The organism is Methylorubrum populi (assembly GCF_002355515.1).
Lineage (GTDB): Bacteria > Pseudomonadota > Alphaproteobacteria > Rhizobiales > Beijerinckiaceae > Methylobacterium > Methylobacterium populi_A.
In genome coordinates, this window is the sequence record NZ_AP014809.1 from 939,370 (window position 1) to 965,417 (window position 26,048).

At 71.3% G+C, this 26,048-nt stretch carries 27 protein-coding genes; 15 read left to right on the forward strand and 12 right to left on the reverse strand.

Features of this window, described 5'->3' with window-relative positions; all coding sequences use genetic code 11:
- The 8 genes from MPPM_RS04335 to MPPM_RS04370 all read left to right on the forward strand — a co-directional run bounded on the left by MPPM_RS04335 (position 1) and on the right by MPPM_RS04370 (position 8,030).
- Positions 1–930: a DUF58 domain-containing protein gene (locus MPPM_RS04335; protein WP_096483993.1), complete on the forward strand. Its 930-nt coding sequence runs from the start codon at positions 1–3 to the stop codon at positions 928–930.
- Positions 931–963: 33 nt separating this feature from the next.
- Complete coding sequence (locus MPPM_RS04340) at positions 964–1,422, forward strand: DUF4381 domain-containing protein (protein WP_096483994.1); 459 nt, start codon at positions 964–966, stop codon at positions 1,420–1,422.
- Between the two features lie 5 nt (positions 1,423–1,427).
- Positions 1,428–2,447, forward strand: coding sequence for a VWA domain-containing protein (locus tag MPPM_RS04345; protein ID WP_096483995.1), 1,020 nt, complete (start codon positions 1,428–1,430; stop codon positions 2,445–2,447).
- Positions 2,444–3,367: a vWA domain-containing protein gene (locus MPPM_RS04350; protein WP_096483996.1), complete on the forward strand. Its 924-nt coding sequence runs from the start codon at positions 2,444–2,446 to the stop codon at positions 3,365–3,367. Before MPPM_RS04345 ends, MPPM_RS04350 begins: the two co-directional genes overlap by 4 nt.
- The gene (locus tag MPPM_RS04355) at positions 3,367–4,305 is read left to right on the forward strand and encodes a tetratricopeptide repeat protein (RefSeq protein WP_096483997.1); all 939 of its coding nucleotides are present in this window, start codon (positions 3,367–3,369) and stop codon (positions 4,303–4,305) included. Before MPPM_RS04350 ends, MPPM_RS04355 begins: the two co-directional genes overlap by 1 nt.
- Before the next feature lie 170 nt (positions 4,306–4,475).
- On the forward strand, positions 4,476–5,738 hold the full coding sequence (locus MPPM_RS04360) for a hypothetical protein (protein ID WP_244573467.1): 1,263 nt from the start codon (positions 4,476–4,478) through the stop codon (positions 5,736–5,738).
- 86 nt (positions 5,739–5,824) lie between these two features.
- Positions 5,825–6,919, forward strand: a complete 1,095-nt coding sequence (locus MPPM_RS04365; RefSeq protein ID WP_096483999.1) for a catalase family protein — start codon at positions 5,825–5,827, stop codon at positions 6,917–6,919.
- Positions 6,920–7,061: 142 nt separating this feature from the next.
- On the forward strand, positions 7,062–8,030 hold the full coding sequence (locus MPPM_RS04370; RefSeq protein ID WP_096484000.1) for a DMT family transporter: 969 nt from the start codon (positions 7,062–7,064) through the stop codon (positions 8,028–8,030).
- Here MPPM_RS04370 and MPPM_RS04375 read toward each other — a convergent pair.
- The 7 genes from MPPM_RS04375 to MPPM_RS04405 all read right to left on the reverse strand — a co-directional run bounded on the left by MPPM_RS04375 (position 8,021) and on the right by MPPM_RS04405 (position 15,853).
- Positions 8,021–8,305, reverse strand: coding sequence for a hypothetical protein (locus MPPM_RS04375; RefSeq protein WP_096484001.1), 285 nt, complete (start codon positions 8,303–8,305; stop codon positions 8,021–8,023). The genes MPPM_RS04370 and MPPM_RS04375 overlap by 10 nt on opposite strands.
- 397 nt (positions 8,306–8,702) lie before the next feature.
- Positions 8,703–9,800, reverse strand: a complete 1,098-nt coding sequence (locus MPPM_RS04380; RefSeq protein WP_096484002.1) for a CYTH domain-containing protein — start codon at positions 9,798–9,800, stop codon at positions 8,703–8,705.
- Between the two features lie 253 nt (positions 9,801–10,053).
- The gene (msrB, locus tag MPPM_RS04385) at positions 10,054–10,470 is read right to left on the reverse strand and encodes a peptide-methionine (R)-S-oxide reductase MsrB (protein ID WP_096484003.1); all 417 of its coding nucleotides are present in this window, start codon (positions 10,468–10,470) and stop codon (positions 10,054–10,056) included.
- Between the two features lie 105 nt (positions 10,471–10,575).
- The gene (locus MPPM_RS04390; protein WP_096484004.1) at positions 10,576–11,730 is read right to left on the reverse strand and encodes a YihY/virulence factor BrkB family protein; all 1,155 of its coding nucleotides are present in this window, start codon (positions 11,728–11,730) and stop codon (positions 10,576–10,578) included.
- 143 nt (positions 11,731–11,873) lie between these two features.
- Positions 11,874–13,340 carry an HWE histidine kinase domain-containing protein gene (locus MPPM_RS04395; RefSeq protein ID WP_096484005.1) on the reverse strand — a complete coding sequence of 489 codons (1,467 nt, stop codon included), beginning with the start codon at positions 13,338–13,340 and terminating at the stop codon, positions 11,874–11,876.
- Positions 13,341–13,589: 249 nt separating this feature from the next.
- A complete protein-coding gene (locus tag MPPM_RS04400) occupies positions 13,590–15,122 on the reverse strand; it encodes a malonate--CoA ligase (protein ID WP_096484006.1) in 1,533 nt (510 codons plus the stop codon).
- A 278-nt stretch (positions 15,123–15,400) separates the two neighbouring features.
- Complete coding sequence (locus tag MPPM_RS04405) at positions 15,401–15,853, reverse strand: hypothetical protein (protein ID WP_096484007.1); 453 nt, start codon at positions 15,851–15,853, stop codon at positions 15,401–15,403.
- A 333-nt stretch (positions 15,854–16,186) separates the two neighbouring features.
- Here MPPM_RS04405 and MPPM_RS04410 point away from each other — a divergent pair, with 333 nt between their 5' ends.
- The gene (locus MPPM_RS04410) at positions 16,187–17,041 is read left to right on the forward strand and encodes a collagen-like domain-containing protein (RefSeq protein ID WP_096484008.1); all 855 of its coding nucleotides are present in this window, start codon (positions 16,187–16,189) and stop codon (positions 17,039–17,041) included.
- Positions 17,042–17,048: 7 nt separating this feature from the next.
- On the opposite strand, the gene MPPM_RS04415 is transcribed toward MPPM_RS04410, so the two are convergent.
- A complete protein-coding gene (locus MPPM_RS04415; RefSeq protein WP_096484009.1) occupies positions 17,049–18,272 on the reverse strand; it encodes a TIGR03862 family flavoprotein in 1,224 nt (407 codons plus the stop codon).
- Between the two features lie 314 nt (positions 18,273–18,586).
- On the opposite strand from MPPM_RS04415, the gene MPPM_RS04420 reads away from it, so the two are divergent.
- Both MPPM_RS04420 and MPPM_RS04425 read left to right on the forward strand, forming a co-directional pair.
- Positions 18,587–19,612: a TerC family protein gene (locus MPPM_RS04420; protein WP_096484010.1), complete on the forward strand. Its 1,026-nt coding sequence runs from the start codon at positions 18,587–18,589 to the stop codon at positions 19,610–19,612.
- A gap of 142 nt (positions 19,613–19,754) precedes the next feature.
- A complete protein-coding gene (locus MPPM_RS04425) occupies positions 19,755–20,054 on the forward strand; it encodes a hypothetical protein (protein WP_096484011.1) in 300 nt (99 codons plus the stop codon).
- 102 nt (positions 20,055–20,156) lie between these two features.
- On the opposite strand, the gene MPPM_RS04430 is transcribed toward MPPM_RS04425, so the two are convergent.
- Complete coding sequence (locus MPPM_RS04430; protein ID WP_096484012.1) at positions 20,157–20,735, reverse strand: type 1 glutamine amidotransferase domain-containing protein; 579 nt, start codon at positions 20,733–20,735, stop codon at positions 20,157–20,159.
- Positions 20,736–20,921: 186 nt separating this feature from the next.
- Between MPPM_RS04430 and MPPM_RS04435 the strand changes: the two genes are divergently transcribed.
- Positions 20,922–21,143: a hypothetical protein gene (locus MPPM_RS04435; RefSeq protein ID WP_096484013.1), complete on the forward strand. Its 222-nt coding sequence runs from the start codon at positions 20,922–20,924 to the stop codon at positions 21,141–21,143.
- A gap of 345 nt (positions 21,144–21,488) precedes the next feature.
- Here the strand turns inward: MPPM_RS04435 and MPPM_RS04440 are convergent, their stop codons facing one another.
- Positions 21,489–21,878: a hypothetical protein gene (locus MPPM_RS04440; RefSeq protein ID WP_003598900.1), complete on the reverse strand. Its 390-nt coding sequence runs from the start codon at positions 21,876–21,878 to the stop codon at positions 21,489–21,491.
- Positions 21,879–22,212: 334 nt separating this feature from the next.
- On the opposite strand from MPPM_RS04440, the gene MPPM_RS04445 reads away from it, so the two are divergent.
- Both MPPM_RS04445 and MPPM_RS04450 read left to right on the forward strand, forming a co-directional pair.
- Positions 22,213–22,422: a cold-shock protein gene (locus MPPM_RS04445; protein ID WP_012452746.1), complete on the forward strand. Its 210-nt coding sequence runs from the start codon at positions 22,213–22,215 to the stop codon at positions 22,420–22,422.
- Between the two features lie 194 nt (positions 22,423–22,616).
- Entirely contained in the window at positions 22,617–22,844 is a 228-nt protein-coding gene (locus MPPM_RS04450) for an AsnC family transcriptional regulator (RefSeq protein WP_096484014.1), read from the forward strand.
- Positions 22,845–22,920: 76 nt separating this feature from the next.
- Here MPPM_RS04450 and MPPM_RS04455 read toward each other — a convergent pair whose 3' ends face one another.
- Both MPPM_RS04455 and MPPM_RS04460 read right to left on the reverse strand, forming a co-directional pair.
- Positions 22,921–23,361: a DUF1489 family protein gene (locus MPPM_RS04455; protein WP_096484015.1), complete on the reverse strand. Its 441-nt coding sequence runs from the start codon at positions 23,359–23,361 to the stop codon at positions 22,921–22,923.
- Positions 23,362–23,461: 100 nt separating this feature from the next.
- A complete protein-coding gene (locus MPPM_RS04460) occupies positions 23,462–24,664 on the reverse strand; it encodes a hypothetical protein (protein ID WP_096484016.1) in 1,203 nt (400 codons plus the stop codon).
- Between the two features lie 165 nt (positions 24,665–24,829).
- Between MPPM_RS04460 and MPPM_RS04465 the strand changes: the two genes are divergently transcribed.
- Positions 24,830–26,035, forward strand: a complete 1,206-nt coding sequence (locus MPPM_RS04465) for an MFS transporter (RefSeq protein ID WP_096487717.1) — start codon at positions 24,830–24,832, stop codon at positions 26,033–26,035.
- Positions 26,036–26,048: the final 13 nt, after the last annotated feature.

Sequence of the window (26,048 nt, forward strand, 5' to 3'; positions counted from 1 at the left end):
ATGACCGCGACCGCGGCTCCCGCAAGCGACCCGACCGACGCCCCCGGCATCCACCTTTCCGGTGCCGGGCTGATGAGCCTGCGCCACCTCGCCCGGCGCGGCGTCTCACCCTCGACCCGCACCATCGCCGGCCTGCCCGGCGGCATCGTCACGCGCAAGCGCGGGCGCGGCTCCGAGCCGGACGACGTGCGGCCCTGGTCCGAGGGCGACGACCGCCGCTTCATCGACCGCAACGCCACCGCCCGCACCGGCGAATTGCACGTGCGCACCCACCACGACGAGCGCGACCGCGCCGTGGTGCTGCTCGCCGACTTCCGGCCCTCAATGCTGTTCGGCACCCGCCGGGCGCTGCGCTCGGTCGCGGGCGCGGAGGCGCTGACTCTGCTCGGCTGGCGCATCGTCGGCGATGGCGGTCGCATCGGCCTGATCGCGGCAGGGGCGGGCGAGCCGTCCGTGGTCCGTCCGGCCGGCGGCGAGCGGGCGATGACCGCCGTCACCGGGGCGATGGCGCACGCCCACGCCGCCGCCCTGGCGCGCCCCGCGGCGGACGACCCGCCGCTTACCGACACCCTGGCGCTCGCGCGCTCACTGCTGCCCTCCGGCGGGCACCTCGTCGTCGCGAGCGCCCTCGACGCCCCGGGGCCGGATTTCGAGAGCCTGATCACCGCGCTGGCCGAGCGTCTGTCGATCCGCCTGCTGCTGGTCAGCGACGCCTTCGAACGCACCCGCCCGCCCGGCTTCTACCCCTACGCCCTGCCCGACGGACATCGCGGCACCGTCCAGGCCCGCCGCGGGGCACCGCCCCCCGATGAGATCGATCCGCGCCTCGCCCGCCTCCATGCCTGCGGCGTCGAGGGCCTGCGCATCGACGTCGAGGCCGGGCCGGAGAGCTACGCCCCCCTGATGGAGCGGCTCGATGCGGTGCTGTGAGACCGGGAGCGGGCACGCGCGGGGGCGGAAGGAATGACCGCCACCCCCGACCTCTCCACCCTGCGCGGCCTGCACCTGCCCACCGGCGGCAACGGGGCGGTGCAGCCCGAGATGGTGGCCGCCATCGTCCTCGGCTTCGGCCTCGCGCTGCTCGTCGGCGGGATCCGCCTGCTCCGCGCGCGTCGCGGCGCATCCCTGCGGCGGGCGGCCCTGCGGGAGTTCGCGCTCGCCGCGCAGCTGGAGCCCGAAGCCCGGCGCGTCGCCCAGGCCCGCCTCCTGCGCCGCGTGGTGCGCACGCTGAAGGGCGAGGAGGCGGCCCGCACCCGCGGCCCAGCCTGGGCGGCGACGCTCGATGCCACCTTCGGCACCGACTTCTTCCGCAGCGGTCCGGGCCGCGTCTTCGCCGACGACCTCTATCGGCGTCCCGAAGCCGTCGATCCGACCGCGATCGATGCCGGCCTCGGCCGCATGCTCGCACAGATCCGGGCCTGACCTCGATGCCCGCCTGGTTCACGGCCCTCGTCTCCGCCTTCGACTTCGCGACGCCGCTCGCCCTGCTGCTCCTGCCCCTGCCGCTCGCCGCCCGGCTGATCCCGCCGGAGCGCGAGGGCGGCAGCGGCGCGCTGCGCGTGCCGCCCACCCTCGTCCGGGGTGCGGAAGGCTCCGAGTCCATCGCCGCCCGCGGACGGCGGCGGCTCTGGCTCATCGGCACGCTCTGGGTGGCGCTCGTGGTCGCGCTCGCCGGCCCCCGCCTCGTCCTGCCCGCCCTGGCGCTGCCGGCCTCGGCCCGCGAGATCGTGCTCGCCCTCGACCTGTCGGGCAGCATGGAGCGCAAGGACTTCTCCCTCGACGGCGAGACCGTCAGCCGGCTCGCGGCGGTGAAGCGCGTCGGCGCCGAGTTCATCCGCCGCCGGGCCGGCGACCGCATCGGCCTCGTCGAGTTCGCCGATCAGGCCTACGTCGCCGCCGCCCCCACCTTCGACACGGCGGCGGTCGCCCGCACCCTGGAGGAGGCGACGATCGGTCTGGTCGGGCGCTCCACCGGCATCGGCGACGGGCTCGGCCTCGCCCTCAAGCGGCTCGCGCCGGCCCAGGTGGCGAATGCGGAGGGCGGCGGTCCGCCCCCCTCCCGCGACAAGGTCGTGGTGCTGCTCTCGGACGGCGCCAACAATGCCGGCCAGACCGCGCCCAAGGACGTGGCGGCTCTGGCAAAAGACCTCGGCGTGCGCGTCTACACCATCGCGCTCGGGCCGATCGACATGGCCGACAACCCGAACAACGAGCAGGACGTGGTCGATGTCGAGACCCTTCGGGCCATGGCCGAGACCAGCGGCGGCCGCGCCTTCCGCGTGAAGACCACCGACGACCTGGAGGCCGTCGCCAACGCCATCGACGAACTGGAGGGAGGACGGGCCAAGGCGCCGCCGCTGCCCCTGCGGCGCGACCTCTGGCCGTGGCCGGCGGCGCTCGCCTTCCTGTGCGCCTGCGGGCTTCTGGCGACGCGGCGCAGAATATGATCGAATCCCTCACCCTCCTGCGCCCGCTCTGGTTCCTGGCGCTTCCCGTCGTGGCCGTGCTGGCTCTGCGCGCGGCGTGGCGCTCGGCGCCGCTGGGCGATTGGAGCAAGGCGGTCGATCCCCACCTGATGGCGCTGTTCGCCCGAAGCGGCGCCCTGCTCGGGGGACGGCGACAGGCCAACCTCGCCGCCGCGCTCGCCGCGGGCATCCTGGCGCTGGCGCTCACCGGGCCGGCGGTCGAGCGGCCGGAAGCGGCGACCTTCCGCAACCTCGATGCCACGGTGGTCGTGCTCGACCTATCCCGCTCCGTCACCGAGGGCGGGCGCTTCAAGGAGGCGCGGCAGGCCGCGCAATCCGTGGCGGAGGCCGCGGGCACCCGCTCGCTGGCGCTGATCGTCTTTGCCGGCGACGCCTACACCGCCCTCTCGCCCACCAACGACCGCGAGACGCTGGCCACCACTCTATTCGCCCTCGATGCCGACACCGTGCCCGACCGCGGCAGCCATCCGGAGCGCGGGCTGGCGCTCGCCCGTCGGACGCTCGCCGAGGCCAATGTCGTCGCCGCCGACGTGGTGCTGATCTCCGACGGCGACGGAATCGGGCAGGCCGCCGAGCGCGAGGCCGCCGCGATAAGGGACAAGGGCTGGCAGCTCCACGCCCTGTTCGTGCCGGCCGCCAAGGCACTGCCGCCCGGCGCGCCGCGCCCCGACCGGGCCGCCCTCGACCGGCTCGCCGGGGCCGGCGGAGGCCGTGCCGCCGACATCGACAGCCCGCAGGCGGTGCTCGACCGCGTCGGCGCCTCGACCGCGCAGCATCTCGCTGCGGGCGGCTTCGGCGTGCTCGCCTTCGCCGATTTCGGCCGCTGGCTGCTGCTGTTGGCGCTGGTGCCGGCCCTTCTCCTGTTCCGTCGGAGCGCATGATGGTGGCGCCCGCTCCTTCCCGGCTCTTTGCCGGAGCGACGCCCCTCCGGCGGGCGCTTCCCATCGCCTTCCCGCGCAACTGGCGGCGGCTCGCGCGCATTGCCGGCCTCGCGCTCGCGGGAATCGGCATCCTCGGCCTGCTGCTCGTGTCGGAGCCGCGCACGACGCTGGGCCGCTTCCTGATGGCGGTCGGGCTGCCGAGCGCGGCCCTCCACGTGTTCGAGGTGCCCGCCTGGCGGGCCGCCGCCCTCTACGAGGCCGGGCGCTACGGCGAGGCGATTCCGATGTTCCGGGCGCAGGGCAAGCGCGGCGCCTACAACCTCGGCAACGCGCTCGCCCGATCCGGCGACCTCAAGGGCGCGCTCGACGCCTACGACGAGGCGCTGACCTACAATCCGCGCGACGCCGACGCGCAGGCCAACCGCTCGCTGATCGCGAGGGCGCTGGAAGAGGAGATCGACCGCGGCAAGGGCGGCGGCATCGCCAACGCCTCGGCCCAGTATGGCGCCCGCTACAACAACACCGCCAACCAGGACCAGAACGACGACATCCGCGCCACCTCCAGCGGCGAGGGTCTGGCCGGCAACAAGGAGGCGAGTTCGTCCGCCTCGCTGCCCGGCACCAGCCCGGTGGCACGGCGCGGCAAGGCGGAGCAGCAGGCGATCGATTCCGGCAAGGGTCAGGCCCGCGGCTCGGCGAGCGACGCGGCCGGCCGCGGGCGCCAGGGCGCCGGCTCGGCCATGGTCGCCGCCGCGCCCGAGCGCGAGGCCCGGCGGGTGACGAAAAGCTTCGAGGCCCACGAGATTCATCCCGACCGGCTCTGGCTCCAGACCCTGCCGGACGAGCCCGGCCGCTTCCTGAAGCTGCGCCTCAAGGCCGAGCAGGCCCGCCGCATCGAGGCCGGCACCGCCATCCCGGGAGGCAGCAACCCGTGGTGATTCTTTTCGACGTTCTCCGGCGCCGCGCGAACACCCCTCTCCCCTCTGCGGGGGAGGGTGCCTGCGGAGCAGGCGCGAAAGGGGCCGGCTCAGGTCTCTCCGGAAAGGGCGCTCCCCTCACCCGACCCGCTTCGCGGGCCACCCTCTCCCGCAGAGGGGAGAGGGGAGTGTTGGCGGCGCTCTGCCTCATCCTGCTGGCCGTCCTCACGCCCGCCCGCGCCATCGAGCCCGGCGACCTCACCCTCACGGTGACGCCCGACCTCCCCAACGGGACCCAGCCCTATGCCCGCGAGATGGTGCTGCTGCGCCTGCGCGGCGTCTACCGCACGCAGATCCTGCTGGAGGAGATGCGCCAACCGCCGCTGGTCAACTTCTCCTGGACGCAGCTCGGCCGCGACCATTGGGGCCGCACGCGGCTGCCCGACGGTCAGATGGCGCTGGAATTCGAGCGCACCATCGCGATCTTCCCCCAGCATACGGGGACCTTCACCATCGATCCGTTCATCCACCGCCTCACCATCAACGACGGGGGCGAGCGCAAGCAGATCGACGTCCGCTCGGAGCCCGTGCCCTTCCCGGTCGCGGCCTGGACCGGGGCGACCGGCGGCCCCGACGCGGCCGAGCCCTGGTGGCTGCCGGCGCGGGACGTGTCGATCACCGATTCCTGGGATCCCGACCCGGAGACGCTGAACAAGGGCGACACGGCCCGCCGGATCGTCACGGTCGAGGCGCAGGGCATGCTGGCCGAAGGGCTGCCGCCGCGCCCGGTCATGCGCACCCGCGGCATCATCACCTTCGCCGGCCCGGTGAAGCGCGAGACCATCATCACGCCCTCCGGCCCGGTGGCGCGGGCGACCTACCAGTGGGACATCAAGAAGGGCGTGTCGGAGGTGATCCCGCTCGACGCGATCAAGATCCCCTGGTTCGACACCCTCACCCGCACCCAGCGCGAGGCCGAGATTCCGGCCCGCCAGATCGGCGGCGGCCTCGCCGACCGGGAGGAGGATCTCAAGGCGGCGGCTCCCGCGTCCTGGCCGGTGCTGGCCGCGGCATCACTTGCCGCCTTCGGCCTCGGACTCGCGCTGATCGGCTTCCGCACCGGCCCCGGCCGCCGTCGCCTCGACCGCGGGCAGGCCCGCGCCCTGCGCCTCGCCGCAGCCTCGGGCGACGCGGCGGCGTTCCGGGCGGCGCTCGGCCGCGCCGAGCAGGCGCAGCCGGATCTCGCCGCACTCTGGCGGGGAGAGCCCGATCTGGCGCGCGACATCGCCGGCCTCGACCGGCGGGTCTTCGGTCAGGCGTCGCAGAGCGAGAGCCCGGTCGATCTGCCCGGCCTCGCCCGGCGTCTCGCCCGACCCCGGCGACCCGGCCCGTCCGCGGCGCTGGCGCCCGAACCCCGCCTCGCTCCCCTCGACGGACCGGTCGCGCAAACTTGACCGCTCGCCGCTGAACGGCCCTCTTCGGTCCCGGTTGGGCCCTAGACCGGTCCCGCGAGGCCGGAGACCCGTGCGCGAGGCTGGACGTGAACGCTGCGAGCCCGATTCCCTACCACCCCTCGGTCGAGCAGCCGCGCACCGACGAGGCCGACATCCACGCGCAGATGCTCGCGACCTTCGCGAAGATCCAGGAGACCACGTTCAAGGATTACGGGCGGGCGGTGCGGGGTGTTCACGCCAAGGCGCACGGCCTGCTGGTCGGCCGGCTCGACATCCTGGACGGCCTGCCTCCCGAACTGGCGCAGGGGCTGTTCGAGAAGCCCGGCTCCTACAAGGCCGTCCTTCGCTTCTCCACCAATCCCGGCGACATCCTCGACGACAGCGTCTCGACCCCGCGCGGCCTCGCGCTGAAGATCGTCGGCGTCGAGGGAGAGCGCCTGGAGGGTGCGGAGGGGACGAGCCAGGATTTCGTGATGGCCGACGCGCCCGCCTTCACGGCGCCGGACGACGCCGCCTTCCTCAAGAGCCTGAAGCTCCTCGCCGCGACCACGGACACGCCGCAGGTGTTCAAGAAGGCGTTCTCCGCCATCCTGCGCGGCGTCGAAACGGTGCTCGAAGGTCTCGGCACCCAGAGCCCGACCCTGATCGCGATGGGCGGCCACCCGGAGACGCACATCCTCGGCGAGACGTTCTACAGCCAGGTTTCCCTGCGCTGGGGTGCCTACGTCGCCAAGGTCGCGGTCGCACCGGTCTCGCCCGCGCTGACGGTGCTCACGGGCGCGAGCCTCAACGTCAACGGTCGGCCCAACGGCCTACGCGAGGCGGTCACCGCCTTCTTCGCCGAGAACGAGGGCGTGTGGGAGCTGCGGGCGCAGCTGCGCACCGACGAGGAGACGATGCCGGTCGAGGACGCCTCGCAGCCCTGGCCGGAAGACCGGAGCCCCTACGTCGCGGTGGCCCGCCTGACCGTGCCGCGCCAGGACGCCTGGAGCGAGGACAAGATGCGGCGGATCGACGACGGTCTGGCCTTCAACCCCTGGCACGCACTCGCCGCGCATCGGCCGCTCGGCGCGATCATGCGCGCCCGCCGGGTCGTCTACCCCGCCTCCGCCCGCTTTCGGGCCGAGCATAACGGGTGCCCGATCCACGAGCCGGGCGCCGGCTTCGCCGCAGAGGCGTGACGGGGCCGGCGCGCAAAAACCGTTGAAGTCAGCGGGCTTTCGTTTCCTTCAGAGGAGGAGACCTGCGCCGATCGGGCTGCGCCGGACGCCGGCTTGGTCTACGGCCTCGATCCGGACGTGGGCCGGAAACCGGGAGTGAGACGTGTCCGCCAGACAGGCCGGAGAAGCGGTAGGACCGGTCGCCCGCGATCCGCGGCGCCTCGTGGGCATCGCCCTGATGTGCATCGCCCCGGTGTTCTTCGCCGGCCTCGACGCCACGGGCAAGGTGCTGGCGGGGACGGGCGTCGATCCGCTGCTCACCACCTTCATGCGCTACGCCGTCAACGTCACGCTGGTGACGGCCTTCATCAATCCGGTGACGCGGCCGGGCGTGTCCCGCTCCCGGCGCCTGCCGCTGCAGATCCTGCGCTCGCTGCTCCTGTTCGGCTCGACCGCCCTCAACTTCCTGGCCCTGCGCTCGCTCCAGCTCGCCGAGACGATCTCGATCCAGTTCGCCGCGCCGCTCACCGTCGCGCTGCTCGCCGGTCCGCTGCTGGGCGAATGGTCGTCGCGGATGCGGCTCGCGGCGGTGGCAGCGGGCTTCGTCGGCGTCCTCGTCATCGTGCGGCCGGACGCGCTGGTGGCCAAGCCGGCCATCCTGTTCAGCCTCGGTGCGATGCTCTGCTACGCGATCTACGTGATCGTGACGCGCAAACTCGCGGCCTACGACTCGACCGCGACGACAATGTTCTACACCGGACTCGGCGGCCTCGCCGTGATGAGCCCGCTCCTGCCCTGGATCTGGACGGCGCCGGCCTCCGGCACGGTCTGGGCGATGCTGATCGCGGTCGGGCTGTTCGGCACGATCGGGCACTGGCTGCTCGTGCTGGCCCATGCGCGGGCGCCGGCGAGCCTGCTCGCGCCCTTCATCTACACGCAGATCCTGTGGTCGGTCCTGCTGGGCTACCTGCTCTTCGGCGACATGCCGAGCCTCTGGACCATGCTCGGCGCCGCGATCATCGTCGCCTCGGGCCTCGCCCTCCTGGGGGAGGATGCCCTGATGCGCCGGCACGCGCGGCGGAGGGAGCCCCCTCCCCCGCGCGATGGCGCTGCGAGCCGGCCTCAGCGATAGCGGCGATGATGGCGGCGGTGATGATGGTCGTGGCGGTGCGAGCGCATCCGGGTGCGGTAGGCGCGCCGGCCGGGATCGATGCCGAGCACGCCGTTCACACCGCCCACCGCGCCGCCGACGGCGCCGCCCACGATCCCGCCGATCGGTCCGGCGACGCGATCGCCCTCGGCCGCACCGCGGCGCATGCCGCCCGGAATACCCTGGGCCTGAGCCTCACCGGCGATGGGCAGGAGGCACAGCATCAAGCCTGCGGCGGCGATGGCGAGACGTCTCATGGCGGAGATTCCTCATTTGTTATCCGGACTTAACCAGCGCTACGCGCGAGCGGGACGCGACTGGATGCCAGCCAACGAAGCGTAGCCCTTGCCGGTTCCGAGCGACCGGGGCGCCATCCCCAAGTTCCGGCCTTGGGTTTCAGCCTTGTGTTCTGCTCCCGCACCTCTGCTGCGCATGCGGGAGGCGCCATCCCCGGCTGGAGCATCCTCCCGAAAGGTGGTTTGCGGCTTTCGGAAAAGATGATGCAAAAACAAAAGCCCAGCGCATCGTGCTGGATCCGATATCCAGCACGATGCGCTGGGAGGGCCGCCAACGCTCCAGGGTTGAAACAGAAAAGCCGGCCCCTGCGGAGGCCGGCTTCCTCAACTCTTGTCGGCCCCTGCGAGCGGCGGCCGGTCAGGTCTGCTGCGTGCGCCGGGGACGGACCTGCCAGCGCTCGAACGCCTCGGTCACGTCCTCATCGCGGCCCGGCTCCTGCGGGTTGCGGATCGCCGCACCCAGCGCCTTCGAGAGGCTCTCGATGACGTCGTCGATGCGTGCATCCGGCGCAAGCCGCTCACCGGCTTCGGCGGCGGGCTTCGGAGCTTCGGCATGCTCGGCCGCCGTCTGAGGCTCGTCCGACTTGGCCGCCTCGACCGACTCGGAGTGCGCCGGCTCCTCCTCCTCGGCGGGCACCGCCGGCTCGGTCGCCGGCTCCTCGGCCCGGGTCTCTTCGGCCGGCGCGTGCTCCGCCTTGGGCGCCTCGGGAGCGGGCTCCACTTCGGCCGCGGCCGGGAGGGGCTCTTCGGCGGCCTGAGACTGCTCCTCCGACTTAGTCTCGGCCGACGTCGCAGGCTCCGCCACGGCCGCGGCGAGGAGCGCCTCCGGGATCGGAGGGTGACGCGGCGGCTCGGGCGAGCGCGGCGGGACCGAATTGTCCCGAGACGGCGTCACCGGCTTCGACGGGGAGAAGGGCGGGCGATTGGAGCCGAAGCGCGGCTCGATCAGGTCGAGCACCGCGTCCAGAGCGGCGTTGCTGAGGGGGATGTCGCCGGGGGTCGGGACGCCGGTCAGCGCGATCGACTGGCCGTCATAGGCCTTGTCCGTCGTCACCTCGGCGCCGAACCAGACCGGCGGCGTGAAGCCCTGGGCGGCGGCCGCGTCGGGGAAGACGAGGCTGACAATGTCGAGGCCTGACGGGCGCACGTAGCGATCGACCAGCGCCTCGACCGAGCCGCCGAGGGAAACCGTGGTGCGCTCGTAGACGGCCCGGCCCTGGCAGACGTCGAGCAGCGCGTCGCCGTGGGCGCGCGGTACCTCGGTGCGCTCCTCGGCCATCGCGCCCTCGGCTCCGGTCATCAGCACGAGGAAGCAGTTGGTGCCCTGCAGGCGGACGAACGAGGTCCGCCCGGCCTGCGGCGCGAAGTAGCCCTCGGTGACGCGGGATCCGCCCCGCTCCTTCCGCAGGAGGCGGACCAGAGAGGGCGCCACGAGAAACCGGCGAACGACACTCATTCACTTCCCTCCGCGGGTCGGCATGCACCGGTCCGGGACCGGCCCGGACGCTCGGCCTTCGGGAAACCGATCCGGAGCGGGATCGGCGGCCGCCCACCGTATCGGACAGGGGCGGTTCGCGAAGACCGGGGCGTTAACCTCTTCTTCAAGGGACCTTCATGGCGAAGTGTTGAGCCCGAAACAACCGCGCGGCAAGCCTGGAGGCAGAAAAGGCGTGGAATTCATGGGACGAAGCCCATGGATTCCGCTGGGTTCAACCCTCCGGCTCGAAGCCGAGGGCGACGCCGTTCATGCAGTAGCGCAGCCCCGTCGGCGCCGGTCCGTCCTCGAAAACGTGCCCGAGATGCCCCTTGCAGCGGGCGCAATGCACCTCGGTGCGGGTCATCCAGTGGCTGCGGTCGACCTGCGTCTCGACCGCACCGTCGAGCGGCGCGAAGAAGCTCGGCCAACCGCTGCCCGACTCGTACTTGGTGCCGCTCTCGAACAGCGGGGCGCCGCATCCGGCGCAGAAGAAGGTCCCGGAGCGCTTCTCGGCGTTGAGGCCGCTCGTGCCGGCCCGCTCGGTGCCGTGCTCGCGCAGCACGCGATATTGTTCAGGTGTCAGCGTCGCGCGCCACTCGTCTTCCGTACGAAGTCCGGGATCTTGCCCGATGACGTCGGATCCGGCCATTGTCGCGTTCCTCGGTTCGTTTCTCATTCGGCAAGATGGTGCCGGGCACCGCTTGTCACGAGTGCGACCCTGTCGCGCAAGAACCGATGATATGTTGTCCGAACCTCAGGCCGCCGCGCCCACGGTGTCGGCCATGCGCGCGCCGCGCTGTCCCAGCGGCTTCTGCGGGCTCGTGGTCGAATCGCGGGCGGTCTGGTGCTCGATCTCGGCGTTGATCTCGCCGCCGAGCAGCACGATCGTCGCCGAGATCCAGATCCAGGTCATGAAGCCGATCACCGCGCCGAGCGAGCCATAGGTCTCGTTGTAGTTGCCGAAATTGGCGACGTACCAGGAGAACAGGATCGATGCGACGAGCCAGAGCAGGCCCGCCACCACGCTGCCCGCGCCGACCCAGCGCCAGCGCGCCCGCTCCCGGCTCGGGCCGTAGCGGTAGAGCACGGCGAGCCCGCCGAGCAGGACGAGGAGCAGCACCGGCCAGCGCGCCATGGCGATGAGGCGGGCGCCGTCGCCGAGGCCGAGGAAGTTGAATACCACCGGCAGCACGACGATCGACATCAGCGCCAGGATGATGAACAGCAGGGCGCCCGCGGTGAAGGTGAGCGAGCGGACGTTAAGCCAGAAGAAGTTGCGCTTCTCCTCCTCCTCGTAGACCACGTTGAGCGCATCGAACATCGCCTTCATGGCGGCGTTGGCGCTCCACAGCGACAGCGTCAGGCTGGTGAAGAAGGTGAAGCCGAGCGCGCCTCCGCCCTTGGCGGCGATCCGCTTGACCTGCTCGCCGATGATGTCGATGGCGCTCTCCGGCAGCACGCCGTGCAGCGTGGCGAGGTGGACGTTGATCGTGTTCACATCGGCCACCAGCCCGTAGCAGGTGACGAGCGCGGCGATCGCCGGAAACAGCGACAGCAGGGTGTAGAAGGTCACGCCCGCCGCCACCGAGAGCACCCGGTCCTTGTTGAATTCCAGGTAGACCCGCGTGGCGATGTCCCACCAGCCGGGAGACGGGATCTCGCCGGGATGGTCGGCGGCACGCCCGCGGTCCTGCTGCGTCGCCGCCACCCAGCGGGCGGAACGGCCTTCGTGGGAATGGGCGCCGCCGTTGTGCTCCTTCGCCTCCGGCTGCTCCGGCGGCTCCTCGTCGGGCCGGCGCCGGGGCGCGGCGGCGAGCGCGACCAGAGCCGCGCCCATCATCAGGGTCCAGAGCACGGAGGCCATGCCCTCCGCAGGGGAACGGGGCGGGGTCGGGGGAGAGGACGGCATCGCTCGGCGGGGTCGGGCGCACGCGCCTTGAGGGACGCGCCTTGAGTGAGACGCGGTTCAACCCCGGATCAGGCTTGGCCGTTCCCTCGAAGCCGGATCATCCCCCGATAAGATCCGGGTCGGATCGGGCGATGAGGCGGCCGTCAGCCGCCCTCGCGCTCCGGCAGCGGCGCCTCGACGGTGAGAACGAGGCCGCGGGCGCGGTAATCGATCTTGGCCTCGCCGCCGAACTCGGCGGCCAGCACCCGCTCGATCATCCGCGTGCCGAAGCCGACCCGGGATGGCTTCTCGACCGGTGGACCGTCGAGTTCCTCCCAGCGCATCAGCAGGCGCTTGGGCGCCGTCCCTTCGATTTCCCAGTTGAGGATCACCCGGCCCGAATCGTTCGAGAGGCCGCCGTACTTCACCGCATTGGTGGCGAGTTCGTGCAGGGCCATCACCATGGCGAGGGTCAGGCGGGAGGTGAGGCGCACCTCCGGCCCGCCGACCCGGATGCGGTTGCGCGGGCTGACCCGGAAAGGCTGCAGGGCGCTCTCCACCGCCTCGGCCAGGGTCACGCCGGCGGTCGCCTCCGACGTCAGGATGTCGTGGGCGGTGGCGAGCGAGTTGAGGCGCGCATCGAGCGTGCGGCGGGCGTCGTCCAGGGAGGCGGCGTTGCGCAGGGTCTGGTGGGCGATCGACTGGACCGTGGCGATGGAGTTCTTCACCCGGTGCTTCATCTCGGCGGCGAGCAGGGCGCGCTGCTCATCGGCCCGCTTGCGTTCGGTCACGTCGAGCGAGATGCCGGCCATGGAGAGCGGCGCCCCGTCCGCCCGGTAATAGGCCCGGCCGCGCAGCTGCACCCAGCGCACCTCGCCGCAGGGCGCCGAGACGCGGTGCTCGACGTCGTAATCGGACCGGCGATCGATGGCGGCCTTCATCGCCGCCTGCATCCGTTCGCGATCCTCCGGCACCACGGCCTCGACGAGATCGTCGTAGGTGAAGGGCTCGCCCAGAGGACGGCCGAAATTCTGCTTGCACAGGTCCGAGGCGACGAGGCGGCGCTCGGCGAGGTCGAGGCTCCAGGCGCCGAGCCGGCCGGCCGCCAGCATGAATTCGAGGCGATGCTCGCTGCGGGTGAGGTCGTCGTTGCGGCGCTCGACCTCCTGTTCCAGGGCGTCGCGGTCGCGCTGGAGACGCACCATGCGGTCGCGCTCCAGGGTGACGTCGAACTGCGAGGCGAAGAAGTAGGTGAGTTGCCCCTCGTCGTCGAAGACCGGCGAGATCAGGAGGCGGTTCCAGAACACCTCGCCGCTCTTCTTGTGGTTCAGCAGCTCGAGCTCGATCGGCACCCGCCGCTCGATCGCGTCGCGGATGCGCGCCACATCGCGCGGATCCGTCTCCGTCCCCTGCAGGAAGCGGCAGTTGCGGCCGAGGATCTCGTCGCGGCCGTAGCCGGTCAGCTTGATGAAGGCCTCATTGACGAAGATGATCGGGTTGTCGGCCCGGTGCGGGTCGGTGATGAGCATCGGCATCCGCGTCGCCTTGACGGCGGCGGCGAACGGATCGGAGCTGTCGGAGACGCGGACCAGCTCGGCAGCGATCCGGTCCTGCTCGGTACTGCTGGTCACGTTCGAAGAAAACTCCGCGGTTCGGACAAGACACACACCGCGGGCTCGCAGCGGCCGATGTGCCGCCGGGACGGCTCACCCCCGGAACCATGCGGCCCGCTCTTATCACCGGCACGGCGAAGCATCGCATCACAGGCTTGAGAGCGCCAGGGCCGCGAGTGCGCGCCGTGTCGGTTCAGGAAGACCCGGCGGCGGTCGCTCCGCCCCACGCTTGACCGCCCGCGGCCACAACCGTCACGAGGCCGGCCGTCAGCCGCGATAGAGGTCGGCATGGGCCTCGCGCAAAAGATTTTTCTGCACCTTGCCCATGGCGTTGCGGGGCAATTCGGCCGCGAACAGCACGCGCTTGGGGCACTTGTACTTGGCCAGACGGCCCTCCAGGGCCGCGAGGACCGACGCCTCGTCGGGTGCGCCCTCGCCCGGCACCACCACCGCCGTCACCCCCTCGCCGAAATCGGGATGGGCGAGACCGATCACCGCGGATTCGACGACGCCCGGAAGCGCGTCGATCTCGGTCTCGATCTCCTTGGGATAGACGTTGTAGCCGCCGGTGATGATGAGGTCCTTGCCGCGGCCGACGATGTGAACGTAGCCGTCGCGGTCGATCTTGCCGAGATCGCCCGTGATGAAGAACCCGTCCACCTTCAGCTCGGCGGCGGTCTTCTCCGGCATGCGCCAGTAGCCCTGGAACACGTTCGGGCCCTTGACCTCGATCATCCCGACCTCCTCGGGGCCGAGCGGCGCGCCGGTCTCGGGCTCGACCACGCGCAGCGTCACCCCCGGCAGCGGGAAGCCGACCGTGCCGGCCCGCCGCGCGCCCTCGTAGGGGTTCGAGGTGTTCATGTTGGTCTCGGTCATGCCGTAGCGTTCGAGGATGGCGTGTCCGGTGCGCTGCTGCCACTCCCGATGCGTCTCAGCCAGGAGCGGCGCGGAGCCCGAGACGAACAGGCGCATGCGAGCCGCCACCTCCCGGTCGAGGCCGGGCTCCTTCAGGAGGCGGGTGTAGAAAGTCGGCACCCCCATCATCACGGTGGCCCGCGGCATCAGCTCCAGGATCTTCTTCGCATCCAGCCGCGGCAGGAACAGCATCGTGCCGCCGGTGGCCAGAACGATGTTGGTGGCCACGAACAGCCCGTGGGTGTGGAACACCGGCAGGGCGTGGATCAGCACGTCCCGCTCGGTGAAGTGCCAGTACTGCGCGAGCGTCAGGGCGTTCGATGCCAGGTTGTCGTGGCTCAGCATGGCGCCCTTGGAGCGCCCGGTCGTGCCCGAGGTGTAGAGGATCGCGGCGAGGTCGTCGGGTCCGCGCACGACGTCGGCGAAGTCGGGCGCCGCCGCGTCGGCGGCCTCGGCCATGCTGCCGTGCCCGGCGGCGTCGAGGGTGCGCAGTTGCGGGACGCCGGCCTGCGCGGCGACCGCCGACAGGTCGGCCTCGCGGGCCGGGTCGCACACGAACAGCGCCGGCTCCGCGTCGCCGAGGAAGTAGGCGATCTCGGGTCCGGTATAGGCGGTGTTGAGCGGCAGGAAGACTGCGCCTGCCCGCACCGCGCCGAGATAGAGGAAGATCACCTCGGCACTCTTCTCGACCTGCACCGCGACCCGGTCGCCGGGCTTCACGCCGAGGGTCTGGAGGGCGTTCGCGTAGGCGCCCGAGCGGGCTATCAGGTCGGCATAGGTGTAGCGCGCGCCGTCCGGCGTCTCGATGAAGACCTTGGCGCCCGGCTCGGCCGGACAATGGGTGCGCACGAGGCCGAACAGGTGGTTGACGGTCGGATCGGCCATCGCGGGTTTCCTCAGCAATTGTCCTTCGCCTGATCCTTGCGCCTGATCCGCGTGCCCGATCCCTGCGCCCGATCCTTGCGATGAAATCTTCGCCCTCCGCATTGGCGCGGGCGTGCCCTTCGTTCAAGCGGGAACGATCGGGAAAGATCTTCGGCCGGTCTCAAGCCAGCCGCCCTGTCAGCCTCATTCCCGGGCCGGACGATCCCTTCGGGACCGCGGATCCGGGCTCTGCCCGAGCACCGCCCCCAATCGCCGCGCAGACGGGCCGATCGGTGCTGTCACTCCGTCGGGATGCGACCGACCGAGCAGAGCGTGCGCAGGGCCCCGGCGCTGTCGGTGTAGCAGCTCGCCGACCAACCGTTCTGCTGGATGAAGGATTTGCGGCCCTCGCGCAGGGCGGTCTGGTAGGCGCGGGCCAGGATCGGCTGCACGGTCGCGGCCGGCTCGCCGACGACGAGCTCGGCGGCGATCGTCAGCTCGCGAAAATACTCGGCGGAGGGCGAAGGATCGCTTGAGGAAGCCTGCACGATGGGCTGCGCGCGGCAGGTGAGATCGAGCCGCACCCCGCTCGCCGCCCTCACGTCGATGCTCGGCCCGACCCGACGGCCGGCCTTCTTCGCCCCGGTCGCCTGGGCGATGCGGGCGGCGAGGGCATCGCACGCGTCGGCCTGCGCGGCGGCCGGTGCGACCGGGGACAGAAGAAGCAGGACGGAGAGAAGCGGGCGAAGCATGGCGGCGGTTCAGTCTCGAGGTCGCAAGTCCCGGCCCGTCGCCCCCCCTCGGGTCGTCGGCGGCTCGGGTCGTTGCCGGCCTTCTTAGGATATCGGCCCTGCGATGGCTCGCGCTTTTCCGCGATCGTGCAGGGGTGACATCCTCATCCCCACCTGGCCTCGTGCTCGCCTGTGGATGGTTTCGAGACGCGTCCGAGCCTGCAGAGCCTTGCTCTGTGGACAGGCGCTGTGGACGGATGTGGAGGGCTGGCCGGGCTTGACCCTGGGCGACCCGCAACCGAAACCTGCCCCGCCGCGCCGGAAGACGCGCGGGACAAGAGTAGAGGTGCGAGGATGCCGAAGACGCGGAGCCTGGGACGTTGGCGCCCGACGCGCGCGCCGATCCTGATCGCGCTGGGCCTCGCCCTCGCGGGGCCGGCGGCCCAGGCGCAGGCCCCTTCCCAGGACGATTCCGCCGTGCCGTCGCGACCGGCCCGCACCCGCGCGAAGGCACCGAGCCAGCCGGTCCAGCCGATCCAGATCTGGGATGCGCGCATCGAGGGCGGCAACCTGCAGATCACCGGCAGCGTGCGCAGGAGCGGCGTGACGGTGATCCTCGACGACGACATCTCCGTCCTCTCCGACCGGCGCGGACGCTTCGAGTTCCGTCTGCCCTACCGGCCCGCGACCTGCGTCGCGGTGATCAAGGCCGGCGAGGACGAGCGCGAGGCGGTGGTCGCCAACTGCGCGCCGGAGGGACCGGCCGGTAAGGCGGGCGAGCCCGGTCCGGCCGGGCCGCAGGGCAATGCCGGAATCCAGGGCCCGCCCGGTCCCGCGGGTTCCGCGGGGACGAAGGGAGAGGCCGGCCCGAAGGGCGAGGCGGGGCCGCAGGGTGCGGCGGGCCCGGCCGGGCCGCCCGGACCCAGGGGGGAACAGGGCCCCAAAGGCGCGCAGGGTCCGGCGGGCGAACGCGGCCCCAGGGGTGAGGCGGGCGCGAAAGCCGAGGCTGCCGCGACGGTGCCGGCCCCGTTCCGCGTCGTCCGGGCACGGGCCTGCACCGAGGCGGGCTGCACGCTCGGCTGCGATGCGGGCGAGGTTCTGGCCTCCGCCACCTGTCAGACCGGCGGCGCGGCAACCCTGGAGGGGGAAACCAAGGCGTCGTGCCCGGCCGGCAGCGGCGGCATGGTCGGGATCTGCGCCCGGCCCTGAGCGGGGCTCAGCCCGGTCCCTCGAGCCAGGCGAGCATCCCCTTCGCCGCCGCCCGGCCGCTGGCGAAGGCAGCCTGGAGCAGGTAGCCGCCCGTCGGCGCCTCCCAGTCGAGCATCTCGCCGGCCACGAAGAGGCCGGGCCGCGCCCGCAGCATGAAGTGCGCGTCGAGTTCGGCGAAGGCGACGCCGCCGGCGGTCGAGATCGCCCGCGCGATCGGAGCCGGCGCGACGAGCCGCAGGGGCGCGGCCTTGATCGCCGCCGCCAGCGCCTTCGCCTCCGCCGGCAGGGCGTTGGCGTGCGCCTCGCGCAGCAGGCCGATGGCGGCCGGGCTGAGCGAAGCCGCCTTGCGCAGACGGGTGGAAAGGCTTTCGCCGGACCGGCTTCGGACGAGACGCGCCGTCAGCGCCGCCGCGTCGAGATCCGGGCGGAGGTCGAGGCTGAGCTCGGCGGCGCCGTCGCGCTCGACCGCCTCGCGGATCGGCCGCGACAATGCGTAGATCACGCCGCCCTCAAGGCCGTCCGCCGTGGCGACGGCTTCGCCGCGCGCGCTCGCCTCGCCGATGCGCGCGGCGAGGCGCTTGAGCGGCTCGCCGGCGAAGCGCTGCGCGAAATGCGCCGACCACGCGACGCGGAAGCCGACATTGGCGGGTTTGAGCGGCGCGACGCTCACGCCGTTCCGCTCCAGCAGCGGAACCCAGGCTCCGTCCGATCCGAGCCGCGGCCAGCTCGCGCCGCCGAGCGCGAGCACGGTCGCCCGCGGCCGGACGGTCCGCGGGCCGTCCGGCGTCTCAAAGGTGAGCGCGCCCTCCTCCAGGCCGACGAGCCGGTGCCGGGTGCGGATCGCGACGCCGAGCGCTTCGAGACGGGCGAGCCAGGCGCGCAGCAGCGGCGAGGCCTTGAAGCTCTCCGGAAAGACCCGGCCGCTCGATCCGACAAAAGTCTTCTGGCCCAGCCCCTCGCACCATGCCCGGAGGGCCTCCGGCGGATAGTCCGCGACAGCGGCCGGCAGGCGCGGGTCGACCGGGGCATAGCGCGCCAGGAAGTCCGGCAGCGGCTCGGAATGGGTCAGATTGAGCCCGCCGCGCCCGGCGATGAGCAGCTTGCGGCCGACCGACGGCATGCGCTCGTAGACCGTGACGTGCCGCCCCGCCTCGGCGAGCCGCTCCGCCGCCGCGAGCCCCGCCGGCCCGCCGCCGACGATGGCGATTCCGTTCTCTCGATCCGCTTCCATGATCCGCGGCAGGGCCCCGTGCGGCCGGCGCTGTCAAGCGGCACAGGCCGGAAAAGCGGCAACTCGCTGTGCGGGTGAAGAGCCGGGATGAAAATCGCGCTGCCCTTGATTCGACGCGATCTCCTCTCTAACTGCGCGGCATCGGCTGCGGGCCCCTCTGGCGGAACGCGCACCGTACCCCTCGCGACGCCCCCGGTTTTCCGGTGAGGCCCACCGTCCGCCGGCTCGGCGGCCCGTTCGGGAGGGATGCGGCAGACGCCTCCGCGATGTCGGAGCCGATGCTCTCCCGAAAGTGAAGCATCCGGTCCCGCGCGATGATGATGGAATTTCTCACCCACGAGTGGCTCGGCAAGCCCGTCTGGATGTGGCTCGGCTTCCACGCCCTGGTGGCCGGCCTGCTGGCCTTCGATCTCGGCCTGCTCCACCGCGACAAGAACCATGAGATCGGCGTGAAGGAGAGCCTGCTCCTCACGGCCTTCTACTTCACCCTCGGTCTCGCCTTCGGCGGCTGGATCTGGTGGATGCTCGGGTTCGACCCGGCCCAGGAATACGTGACCGGCCTCGTGATCGAGAAGTCGTTGTCGATGGACAACGTCTTCGTGATCGCGGTGATCCTCACCTCGCTCGGTGTGCCGCGGGCGGCGCAGCACCGGGTGCTGGTCTGGGGCATCCTCGCCGCGGTGCTGCTGCGCGGCCTGATGATCGGGCTGGGCTCGGCCCTGGTCCAGCAGGCGCACTGGGTGCTCTCGATCTTCGCCGCCTTCCTGATCTACGTCGGCCTCAAGATGCTCTTCTCCAAGGAGGAGGAGGAGCAGGATGTGCGGAACAGCGCCTCGATGCGCCTCCTCAAGAAGTGGGTGCGCGTCACCGAGAAGCCGGAGGGCCAGCACTTCATCGTCCGCAGGCCGGACCCGAAGACGGGCAAGACCGTGCGCTGGCTGACGCCGCTCGCCGTGGCCCTGGTGCTCGTCAACATCGCGGACGTGATCTTCGCCGTCGACAGCGTGCCGGCGATCTTCGCGATCACGACCGACCCGTTCATCGTCTACACCTCGAACATCTTCGCCATTCTGGGCCTGCGCGCGCTCTACTTCGCACTCGCCGCGATGGTGGACCGCTTCGCCTACCTGAAGACGGCGCTCGCCCTCATCCTGCTCTTCATCGGCGCCAAGATCGTGGTCGCCGACACGCTCGAACTCGTGCACCTGCCGCCGTGGGTCTCGCTCGTCGTCACCCTGGTCCTGCTCACTCTCGGCGTCGTCTACAGCCTGTGGCGCACCCGCAAGGCGGCCGAGCCGGAGAACCAGAAGCCTCCGGCGGAGATCGCGCATCGGACCTGAGGCCGCGACGGCCCGCGCGAGCGGGCCTTCCCGATCCGGCACGCTTCGCCGGCTGGGGGCCGGACGGTTCGTTCACGATCTTGCGTGATGATGCCGGCAGGCCGGGGAACCGGCCGCGTTCCCAGCGTTTTCGGGCCCGACCATGCGGCGTTTCCTGACCGGCGGCATCAAGGCGATCCTGGCCATCGCCGTCCTCTCCACCGCCGCCCATTGGGCGATGCGCGTCCAGCGCGAGCCCGCCTCGCCGGCCCTGCCGGTGGCGGCGCTCGCCGATCCGGTCACCACCGGCTCGATCGCCCCGCGAAAGGGCGAACGCCCGTCCCCGGAAGCGGCGGTCGTGCCGGCGAGCCTCGGCGGGCTCGACCAGGACCACCTCGCCAAGCTGATGGCCGGCGCCGCCTCGGAGCGGCCCAAGCTGCAGAAGGCCGTCGCCAAGCGCTGATGCGCGGCACCGGGCATCGACCCGGCGCGGATCAAGCACGAAAAAGCCGCCGGCCCGAAGGCCGGCGGCCTTGTCGTTCAAGGGAACAGGCGAAGAGCCCGATCAGGCGGCGAGCTGGCGCGGCTCGTGGCGGCCCTCCTTCACCTCCTCGACGATCTTGGCGCAGAAGGCTTCGAGGTCGCCGGGATTGCGGCTGGTGACGATGCCGCCGTCGGTCACGACCTCCTTGTCCTGCCAGTTTCCGCCCGCGTTGATCACGTCGGTCTTGATCGAGGCGAACGAGGTCAGCGTGCGCCCCTTGACCGCCCCGGCCTCGATCAGCAGCCAGGGGCCGTGGCAGATCGCGGCCACCACCTTGCCGGAGGTGAGGAAGGCGCGCACCACCTCCAGCGCCTTCGGTTCGAGGCGCAGCTTGTCCGGGTTGATCTGCCCGCCCGGCAGGACGAGGGCGTCGTAATCGGCCGGGTTCACGCTCTCGAGGTCGAGATCGACCGGCACGTTCTTGCCCCAGTCGGTCTTGTCCCAGCCGCGGATCGTGTCCTTCGACTGGCGCGATTGCGGGCTGGCCACGGTGACCTTGGCACCGGCCTCCTTCAGCTTGGCCTGCGGTACCGTCAGCTCGCTCTCCTCGAAACCGTCGGTGGCGACGATGAGGATCTTGGCCTCGCGGATATCGGGCATGGCGTCGTCTCCGTTCGTGTCGGGAATTGCCGGGCCAACCGGCCGCTCGGAGTGAGGTTCCGACCGCGGCGATCGCGTCGCACCCGGGCAGGCGACGAGGTGGCAGAGAGAGGAAGGAGGAACGGAACCGGATCAGGAGGCATGTGTTGGACCGCCATTCCCCGAAACGAACGAAGGAGGCGGTCCATGGCCAATCCCGGCATCCCGACCCCCGAACCCACCCCCGGCGGACAGATCCCCGGCGATCTCCCGCCGCCCCCGCAGCCCGACGACCAGCCGGATATCGGTCCGACCGGCCCGCGCACGCCCTACCCGGTCGATGATCCGAACATCGACGAGCCGCGTGGCCCCGGTTCCGAGCCGGATTACCTGCCTGGCGGGCCGACCGATCCCGGGATCCGGCTCTGATTCGAGGCGCATCGCGTCCCGCTCATGCGAGAGCGGGACGCGGCCATCCGATATTACATTTGCGTCACAGCGTTCTAACGCCGCGGGATACTTCCGACCCTGATTCCTTACACGTTTGTGTCGAGACGCAGCCTTCTCAACAACCTCTGCCGGCGCACGCAGAGGCGGTGAGGGATTCATTGTCATGGTCAGGCAAGAATTGGCCGCGTGCGCAAGCATCATGCGCCGACGCCGGGGCAGGCCGGAGGTTTGACTCGACGATGCCGAGGAAGCCGGCCGGCTCTGGCAGGATCAGAACGAGCCGGCCGAGGGGACGGACGTGTGTGAGCGTAGGCCCCGCGGTCCTCAATGACCGCCGTGCGAGGTTCTCACGTCCCGCGGCGCGGCCAGGATCTCGCTGAGGCTGGAGGCCACGTGGCGGGCCTCCTCGTCGGTCAGGCGGAGCTGGAACGGCGGCAGGGCGCCGGCCTGGAGAGCCACCACGGCCTGACCCTGCTCGTCGGTGCCGACCTCGATGGCCGAGGAGGTCACGTCGAGCATGGCGACCTCCTCGTCGCCGTTCTCGTCGGGCAGATCGACCTCGCCGTCATCGTCGATGGCGGTGAGGAGTTGGCCGACGGCGCGCACGAGGGCGCGGGCGGCGCGAGCGTCCATGACCACCGCCGTTGATTGGTCGTCCTTCTGGAACGAAAGCTGGATGTTCGCGCCTTCGAGGGAAACCGAGATACCCGCCATGAACCGCCTGACTGAACTGCCTTGAGGGCGGTCCGGTAACCGCCTGGATTGACGTTCATATATGCACCGGCCCCGGGCTTTGTCACAGGGTGGCGGAGGCGGTACTCCGCGTTCCGATCCGGGGCTCCGCGCGAGGCGCCGCGCCGATGGAATCGCATTCTGCCTTGTTAAGGCCGCAACGGCGGCCTACATACAGTCCTGACGGGCGCGGCGAGGCGAAAGGCTTCGATTGATCCGCACATCGCCCGTCATCCCGCAAAATCGGCGGACGCTGCCACGTGCTCGCTTCGAGCAGATGCTTGCGCTTGGCGTGTGAAGAACGAAGGAACTATTCGTGGATACTGGGACTGTTAAGTGGTTCAACGAGACCAAGGGCTACGGCTTCATCCAGCCGGATAACGGCGGCAAGGACGTGTTCGTCCACATCTCCGCCGTCGAGCGGGCCGGCCTGCGCAACCTCGTCGAGGGCCAGAAGATTTCCTACGAGGTTCTGACCGACAAGCGCAGCGGCAAGGACGCGGCCGGCAACCTCCAGGCGGTCTAATCCGCCTCGGGGCCGGTGCAGAACCGGCCCGACCGTGCCGTCTGACCAACGAAGCGGCACCCACCGGCAACGGGGTCCCCGGAACGCGTTTCAGGGGCACCTCACGGCGGGCGCCGCCGACACCTCAAAACAACCAGAAACGACGCCGGCCACGCCGAACTGATGGCGCGGGATCCGGCGAGAAAGAAAAAGCAATGACGTTCGAGTTCCGGCGCCATCAGGGCGCCATATCGCCGGTGACCAACGCGGCGACCTTTCGGGTGGGCAGCCTGGTCGACACGCAGGCGCGCAGCGCGCAGGCCGACCTCAGCCACCTCATCGACCCTTCCTACGAGTATCACTCCCCGCGCGAACTGCGCTGGCACCTCGCCGACCGCCTCGGGATCACCCCGGCCGCCGTGCGACTGAAGGAAGCGGCCTGACCGAACCGGCCTCGCACCCTCCGGAGCGGGGCCATCCCGGCTGTCCTGCCGAAGCGCGACAGCCTCGACGATTTCCTCAGATCAATCCGAGCGCGACCAGCTCGCGCCGCAGGCTCTCGGGCATCTCGGCGACTTCGCCGGCACTGGCCCGGTCGAGGTCGGCCGGCGCATCGCGGGCCTCGAGATAGCGCCAGCCCTGGAACGGGCGGCAGGGACGCGGCGAGACCGGCGTCACCGCCGGATCGAGCACGAGACGGCATCGATCGATCCCATCGCTTCCCGTGACCTGCTCGATGGCACGGATCGACTGGCGGCAGGTCAACGTCCCCTTCATCACCCAGTAGATCGAGCCGCCCCCGGCGATGGCCTGTGCCCGCTTGGGGAACATGCGGGTGACATGCGCCGTCACCGGCTCCTGGCCGAGGCGCAAGGCCTCCGCCCGATTATGGGCGATCCGCGCCTCCAGCTCCTCGATCGAGGCGGGACCGACGCACAGCTTCAGAAGATGCAGGGCCATAACGCGGGCCCGTATACGCCATCCGCCCGAAAAAGGGCCGCCGGTTTTCCGGGCGGTCGATGCGGCATGACGCACCGCATCGGTTCGATCCGCCGCGCCGTCACGCGAAGAGCGCGATCTTCTCCTCGATGCTCAGCGTGTCGAGATCGGGGAAGGCCAGGGCGAGGTCGTCCTCGGCGCCCTCTTCGAAGTCGGCAACGACCAGGGGCTGGGCCGCCGGCATGGTCGGGTCGGGTTCAGCCGGAACGGCGGGCTCGGCCGTCGGATCGGTCGCCTCGACTATCTCGGCATCCGCAGTCTCCGCAGGGATGTCAAACGGGGACTCGTGCTCCACCGCCTCGGGCACAGCCTCGATCGGCGCCGGATCCAGAAGTGCGGAGACGCTCTCCGGAGCCGGTTCGGCCGCAGCATCCGCTTCGACCGGCTCCAGAGTCAGCATCTCGGGGGATGTGGGTTCGGCCGGAACCTCCTCGGCGACGTGCAGGACGGGCGCCACCGCTTCGGCGCCAATCGATACCTCGTCGAGCGAAGGCTCGGCCGTCTCGCGGCTCTCCGGCACGAAGGCGAGATCGTCGTCGAGGATCACCGCCGGCAGCGGCGGCAGGGTCGTCCTGACCGGGGCGGACGCCCCCTCCATGTCGAGGAAGCGATCGACGTCGCTCTGATCGAGGGCGGCGGCCGCTTCGGCATGGTTCTGCGGGTCGAGAGAGGGTACCACGTCGTCGGGATTGCCCCAGATCCCGATCATCGAGGCGATGCGGTTCTCGAGGTAGCGCAGGGTGTGAACCACGCGACTCGTGCGCTGCGCCGTGAGATCCTGAAACGAGCAGGCGGTGTAGATCTGCGTGGCGTGCCGATCGAGGGCATCGCACAGCTCGGAATCGGCGCCGGTCTCGCGCAGGGTCCAGGCGGCTTCCTGCACTTCCTCGGCGGCGCTCAGGATGTCGGAGGTCGCCCGCTCGGTGGCGCGCACGATCGCGTCGAGGGCCTCCGAGGCGACGGTGAGGCGGCTCTCGCCCTGCTCGGGCGCGGAGAGGGCGGCCACCTCGACGCGGGTCCGGGCGATGGCATCGGCCATCTCCATGAGATCGCCGCGGAAGCGCCCGACATCGTCCGGCCGGTCCGTCGTGACGACGTTCTCGATGCGCCGGATCGCGTCCAGCAGCACCTCGGTGTCGGCGTTGCGGTTGCGGCGGGCGTATTCGGTGAGAAACCACCGGCCCCGCTCGGTTTCCCGGACGGCATCCTCGATGGCATCGTATTGCGACGCGTCCAGCGGCGTCAGGGAACGGGAACTCGACATCACACCCCGCACAGACTCGGCCCCACCGCGAGGCGTGCCGCGACCATTGACGGTCGGGACAAGATTGACAGGCGCGCTTTAACGTCGGCTTACGCTTCCTCGCACTTCGCCCCGCCGCGCGAAGTTTTCTGCAGATCAAGGGGCGGCCCGTTGCGCCGCGATCCCGTGACAATCACCTCACCGACCGCCGAGCCCGATCCGATCCGGCTCGGCCTCCTCTACGCCGTGGTCTTTGTCGAGATCGGCATCGCCATGCCGTTCATGCCCGTCTGGCTCGGCGCGCTCGGTCTCGATGCCGGGCTGATCGGCCTGCTGCTCGCCCTGCCGATCGCGACGAAGGTCATGGCGACGCGCCCGCTGATGGGGCTGATCGACCGCGGCGTGCGCCCGCGCACGCTGCTCGTCGCGGGCAGCCTCACCCTCGCACTGAGCTACGCCCTGATGCCGGCGGCCGCCGCGCTTGCGGCGGCGCTGCTCGGCGTGCTGATCGTCGTGAACGCGGTGGCCCAGGCCCCGCTGGTGCCGAGCATCGATTACCTGACGCTGGCCGCCGCCCGCCGCTCGAAGCGGATCGACTATGCCCGCATCCGCCTGTGCGGCTCGGTCGCCTTCCTCGCCGCGAACCTCGCGGGCGGCGCGCTTCTCGGCCTGCTGGGCGACCGGGCGGCGGTGCCGCTGCTGCTCACCGGGCTTGCGCTTGTGGCGACTGCGGTCGCGGCGTCCGGCCGGGAGGCCGCCCCGGCCGTCGCGCCGCTTCCCGAGAGGGGCGTCTCCCCGCCCCTGCCGCGGGTTCTCTGGCTCTCCATCGCCGCGGCGGCGCTGATCCAGGCGAGTCACGCGGCGATCTACGCCTTCGGCAGCCTCGACTGGGCCCGCCACGGGGTCTCGGCTCCCTGGATCGGCGCGCTCTGGGCGATCGGCGTCGCGGCGGAGATCGCGCTGTTCGCCTTCGTCGGTCGCTGGCCGGCGCGCTGGCGCAGCCCGTTCCGCCTGCTCGGCCTCGGCGCGGGCGCCGCCCTGCTGCGGGCCCTGGGTCTCGGCCTCGCGGACGGCGAGATCGCCCTGCTCATGCCGCTCCAGATGCTGCACGGCCTGACCTTCGGCGCGACCCATCTCGGCGTCATGGCGGCGGTGTCCGGCTTCGCCCCGGAGGGCGCCCGGGGCCGGGCGCAGGGCACGGTCGGCGCCTCGACCGCCCTGGTCTCGGCCCTGGCGACGCTGGCCTGCGGCGCGGTCTACCGCTCGTTCGGCGGCCCCTCGACCTTCCTGATGATGGCGCCGCTGGCGCTCGCCGGCCTCGGCCTCGTCGTTCTGGCGCAACGCATCCATGATCCCGGCCGATTTGGCAGCACCTCCACCCATAAGGTATAGGCGACGCTTCCCC

Coding starts and splice junctions, on each gene's coding strand:
- MPPM_RS04450 (WP_096484014.1), top strand. CDS start 22,617: ATGACGTTCGAGTTCCGGCGCCATCAGGGCGCCATATCGCCGGTGACC.
- MPPM_RS04430 (WP_096484012.1), bottom strand. CDS start 20,735: ATGCCCGATATCCGCGAGGCCAAGATCCTCATCGTCGCCACCGACGGT.
- MPPM_RS04435 (WP_096484013.1), top strand. CDS start 20,922: ATGGCCAATCCCGGCATCCCGACCCCCGAACCCACCCCCGGCGGACAG.
- MPPM_RS04390 (WP_096484004.1), bottom strand. CDS start 11,730: ATGCCGTCCTCTCCCCCGACCCCGCCCCGTTCCCCTGCGGAGGGCATG.
- MPPM_RS04340 (WP_096483994.1), top strand. CDS start 964: ATGACCGCCACCCCCGACCTCTCCACCCTGCGCGGCCTGCACCTGCCC.
- MPPM_RS04420 (WP_096484010.1), top strand. CDS start 18,587: ATGATGATGGAATTTCTCACCCACGAGTGGCTCGGCAAGCCCGTCTGG.
- MPPM_RS04375 (WP_096484001.1), bottom strand. CDS start 8,305: ATGAGACGTCTCGCCATCGCCGCCGCAGGCTTGATGCTGTGCCTCCTG.
- MPPM_RS04415 (WP_096484009.1), bottom strand. CDS start 18,272: ATGGAAGCGGATCGAGAGAACGGAATCGCCATCGTCGGCGGCGGGCCG.
- MPPM_RS04350 (WP_096483996.1), top strand. CDS start 2,444: ATGATCGAATCCCTCACCCTCCTGCGCCCGCTCTGGTTCCTGGCGCTT.
- MPPM_RS04400 (WP_096484006.1), bottom strand. CDS start 15,122: ATGGCCGATCCGACCGTCAACCACCTGTTCGGCCTCGTGCGCACCCAT.
- MPPM_RS04345 (WP_096483995.1), top strand. CDS start 1,428: ATGCCCGCCTGGTTCACGGCCCTCGTCTCCGCCTTCGACTTCGCGACG.
- MPPM_RS04440 (WP_003598900.1), bottom strand. CDS start 21,878: ATGGCGGGTATCTCGGTTTCCCTCGAAGGCGCGAACATCCAGCTTTCG.
- MPPM_RS04405 (WP_096484007.1), bottom strand. CDS start 15,853: ATGCTTCGCCCGCTTCTCTCCGTCCTGCTTCTTCTGTCCCCGGTCGCA.
- MPPM_RS04380 (WP_096484002.1), bottom strand. CDS start 9,800: ATGAGTGTCGTTCGCCGGTTTCTCGTGGCGCCCTCTCTGGTCCGCCTC.
- MPPM_RS04425 (WP_096484011.1), top strand. CDS start 19,755: ATGCGGCGTTTCCTGACCGGCGGCATCAAGGCGATCCTGGCCATCGCC.
- msrB (WP_096484003.1), bottom strand. CDS start 10,470: ATGGCCGGATCCGACGTCATCGGGCAAGATCCCGGACTTCGTACGGAA.
- MPPM_RS04410 (WP_096484008.1), top strand. CDS start 16,187: ATGCCGAAGACGCGGAGCCTGGGACGTTGGCGCCCGACGCGCGCGCCG.
- MPPM_RS04335 (WP_096483993.1), top strand. CDS start 1: ATGACCGCGACCGCGGCTCCCGCAAGCGACCCGACCGACGCCCCCGGC.
- MPPM_RS04355 (WP_096483997.1), top strand. CDS start 3,367: ATGGTGGCGCCCGCTCCTTCCCGGCTCTTTGCCGGAGCGACGCCCCTC.
- MPPM_RS04455 (WP_096484015.1), bottom strand. CDS start 23,361: ATGGCCCTGCATCTTCTGAAGCTGTGCGTCGGTCCCGCCTCGATCGAG.
- MPPM_RS04460 (WP_096484016.1), bottom strand. CDS start 24,664: ATGTCGAGTTCCCGTTCCCTGACGCCGCTGGACGCGTCGCAATACGAT.